This window comes from Butyricicoccus sp. AM78-15b2TA, assembly GCF_027665985.1.
GTDB classification, from domain to species: domain Bacteria; phylum Bacillota; class Clostridia; order Oscillospirales; family Butyricicoccaceae; genus Agathobaculum; species Agathobaculum butyriciproducens.
The window spans coordinates 657-4,929 of record NZ_JAQEHY010000043.1; the positions used below are offsets into that span (position 1 = coordinate 657).

A 4,273-nucleotide genomic window follows, 5' to 3' on the forward strand; every position below is an offset into this window, starting at 1 on the left:
ATGGATGCAGAGGAAAAGCGTCTGGCTATGCTGTATTTCCGCTGGGATGAGGTTGCGCCTTTGTTGCGCGGGATGTATACCCGTCAGCTGGATGGCTTTGGACAAGAACAGCCCCAACCGTCTGCCGAATCCCCAGCCTTTCATTCCGAGACCGTGGCCGTCTATCCGGGCGATAAGAACCATCTGCCTTATGATGTGGTGGTGGAACGGCTGCATATCGAGGAGCCAGAGCCGCCAGCCCCTGCAACAGAGCCGGAGAAAACCTTTGAGGAAGTGCTGGATGAACACCCGGTTTCCATTCAGGTCAACGGCCAGTGGCAGACCTTCCCCAATGCCAAAGCTGCCGAGGAAGCCTCCTATGAGGAATACAAGGCTAACCTGCGCCGCAATGCACAGAACTTCCGTATCACTGATGAGCATTTGGGTGAAGGCGGTCCAAAAGCCAAGTTCCAGGCAAATATCAATGCCATTCGTTTGCTGAAAGAGCTGGAAGTTGCCGGACAGCAGGCAAGCCCCGAACAACAGGAGATTCTTTCCCGTTATGTGGGCTGGGGCGGTCTTTCAGATGCCTTTGACCCGGAAAAACCGGCATGGGTTTCCGAGTATGCCCAGCTGAAAGAGCTGCTGACCCCGGAGGAATATGCCGCCGCCAGAAGCTCCACCCTCAACGCCCATTACACCAGCCCTACGGTCATTCAGGCCATCTATGAAGCGGTGGGGCGCATGGGCTTTGAAACCGGAAATATTTTGGAGCCATCTATGGGTGTGGGCAACTTCTTCGGTATGCTGCCGGAGGAAATGCGAAACAGCCGTTTGTACGGTGTGGAGCTTGACCCGGTTTCCGGGCGTATCGCAAAGCAGCTCTATCCCAAGGCGGACATCACAGTAGGCGGCTTTGAGACCACTGACAGGCGGGACTTCTTTGACCTTGCCATCGGCAATGTGCCTTTTGGTCAGTATCAGGTCAATGACAAAGCCTACAACAAGCTGAATTTCAACATTCATAATTACTTTTTCGCCAAAGCACTGGATCAGGTGCGTCCCGGCGGTGTGGTAGCTTTTGTGACCTCCCGCTATACCATGGATGCCAAGGATTCCACCGTGCGCCGCTATCTTGCCCAGCGTGCCGAGCTGCTGGGAGCGATCCGTCTGCCTAATGACGCGTTCAAAAAGAATGCCGGTGCCGAGGTTGTATCGGACATTATCTTTCTCCAAAAGCGGGACCGTCCGCTGGACATTGCACCAGAGTGGACGCAGACCGGCATTATCAGGGTTCCCGCAAAGTCGCAAGACTTTGTGGGAGAAGGAGGAGCGACGGAGCAAGCGAGCTTTTCGCCGCAAGGCGGAAACGAGCAGGCGCAGTCCGCGACGACGCAGGATGGGTTTGCCATCAACCGGTATTTTATCGACCACCCGGAAATGGTGCTGGGCAGACAGGAGCCGGTAAGCACTGCTCATGGTATGGATTACACCGTGAACCCTATCGAGGGACTGGAGCTTTCCGACCAGCTGCATGATGCTGTGAAGTACATTCATGGCACTTATCAGGAGGCAGAGCTGCCGGAGCTGGGCGAAGGCGAAGCCATTGACACCTCCATTCCTGCCGACCCCAATGTGAAGAACTATTCCTATGCCATTGTAGACGGACAGGTGTACTACCGGGAAAACAGCCGCATGGTGCGCCCTGACCTCAACGCCACCGCCGAAGCCCGCGTGAAAGGTCTTGTGGGACTGCGTGATTGTGTGCAGGAACTGATCGACCTTCAGATGGATGCAGCGGTTCCAGACAGCACCATTACCCAAAAACAGGCGGAACTGAACCGGCTCTATGACAGCTTTTCTGCCAAATACGGTCTCATCAATGACCGTGCAAACCGCCTGGCCTATGCAGACGATTCTTCCTATTACCTGCTCTGTGCGCTGGAAGTTATTGACGAGGACGGAAAGCTGGAGCGCAAGGCGGATATGTTCACCAAACGGACCATCAAGCCCCATCAGGCAGTGGCTGCTGTGGATACGGCAAGCGAAGCACTGGCGGTGTCCATCTCGGAAAAAGCCTGCGTAGATATGGGCTATATGAGCCAGCTTAGCGGAAAAACAAAAGAAGAACTGGAGGGAGAACTGCAAGGTGTGATCTTCCGTGTACCGGGACAGCTGGAACAGGACGGATCGCCCCATTATGTGACTGCTGATGAATACCTTTCCGGCAATGTACGCCGCAAACTGCGTCAGGCACAGAGGGCGGCACAGCAGGACCCGGTTTATGCAGTCAATGTGGAAGCCCTTACCGCCGCCCAGCCCAAAGACCTGAATGCGTCGGAGATCGAGGTGCGTCTGGGCGCTACCTGGATTGACAAGGAGTACATCCAGCAGTTTATGTACGAGACCTTCAACACCCCGGTTTATCTCCAGCGCAGCATTGAGGCCAACTATTCCTCCTTTACTGCTGAATGGCAGATCAAGGGGAAATCTTCTGTATCCTACAACGATGTGGCAGCCTACACCACCTACGGAACCAGCCGTGCCAATGCCTACAAGATTTTGGAGGATAGCCCGAACCTGCGGGATGTCCGTATCTATGACACCATAGAGGACGCAGACGGAAAAGAGCGCCGCGTGCTGAATGCCAAGGAGACCACTCTGGCTGCCCAAAAACAGCAGGCTATCCGGGAAGCCTTTAGGGACTGGATCTGGAGAGACCCGGAGCGCCGCCAGACTTTGGTGCGCCAGTATAACGAAGAAATGAACTCTACCCGTCCCCGCGAGTATGATGGCAGCCATATCACTTTTGGCGGCATGAACCCGGCCATTACCCTGCGGGAACACCAAAAAAGCGCTATCGCCCATGTGCTGTATGGCGGAAATACCCTGCTGGCACACGAAGTAGGCGCGGGCAAAACCTTTGAGATGGTGGCCGCTGCGATGGAAGCCAAACGCCTGGGCTTGTGCCAGAAATCTCTCTTTGTGGTTCCCAACCACCTGACTGAGCAGTGGGCATCGGAGTTTCTGCGCCTCTATCCTTCTGCCAACATCTTAGTCACAACCAAAAAGGACTTTGAGACCCATAACCGCAAGAAGTTCTGCGCCCGTATTGCGACCGGTGACTACGACGCCATCATCATGGGACACAGTCAGTTTGAGCGTATCCCCATCAGCCGGGAGCGTCAGGAAAGGCTTCTCTATGAGCAGATCGACGAGATCACCGAGGGTATCGCAGAGGTGCAGGCCAGCGGCGGTGAGCGTTTTACCGTCAAGCAGCTGGAGCGTACCAGAAAGTCGCTGGAAGCCAGACTGGAAAAGCTGCAAGCCGAGGGGCGAAAAGACGATGTGGTAACTTTTGAGCAGCTGGGTGTGGACCGTTTGTTTGTGGACGAGGCCCACAACTATAAAAACCTGTTTCTATACACAAAAATGCGGAATGTGGCTGGTCTTTCCACATCGGACGCGCAGAAATCCTCCGATATGTTTGCCAAGTGCCGCTATATGGATGAGATCACTGGAAACCGTGGCGTGATCTTTGCCACCGGCACACCGGTCAGCAACTCCATGACCGAGCTTTACACCATGCAGCGTTATCTTCAATATGAACGCCTGCAAGAGCTGAACATGACCCACTTCGACTGCTGGGCTTCCCGATTTGGGGAGACCGTCACAGCATTGGAGCTGGCACCGGAGGGAACCGGCTACCGGGCAAGAACAAGATTCAGCAAGTTCTTTAACTTGCCTGAGCTGATGAACCTGTTCAAAGAAGTGGCGGACATCAAGACCGCCGACCAACTGAATCTGCCTACCCCAGAGGTGGAATACCACAATGTTGTGGCGCAGCCCACCGAACATCAGCAGGAAATGGTCAAGGCCCTTTCGGAGCGCGCATCGCTGGTACACAGCGGAACCGTTGATCCGTCCCAGGACAATATGCTCAAAATTACCTCGGATGGCCGCAAGCTGGGGCTGGACCAGAGGATCGTCAACCAGATGCTGCCGGATGAACCTGGCACAAAGGTCAATCAGTGTGTGGAGAACATCATGCAGATCTGGCGGGATGGCGAAGCTGACAAGCTGACCCAGCTGGTGTTCTGTGATATTTCTACCCCGCAGGCAAAAGCTCCTGCAAGCAAGGCGGCGAAAACGCTGGATAATCCACTGCTTCACGCACTGGAAGGCGCTGTACCTCTGCCGGAGCAGGAACCGGCCTTTACGGTGTATGACGATATTCGTCAGAAGCTCATTGCCCAGGGGATGCCTGCCGACCAGATCGCTTTTATCCATGAAG

The 4,273-nt window shown here is 54.9% G+C and carries 1 protein-coding gene; it reads left to right on the forward strand.

Features of this window, described 5'->3' with window-relative positions:
* On the forward strand, positions 1-4,273 hold a 4,273-nt coding region (locus tag PGS25_RS15395), incomplete at both ends, for an SNF2-related protein (protein WP_270419399.1).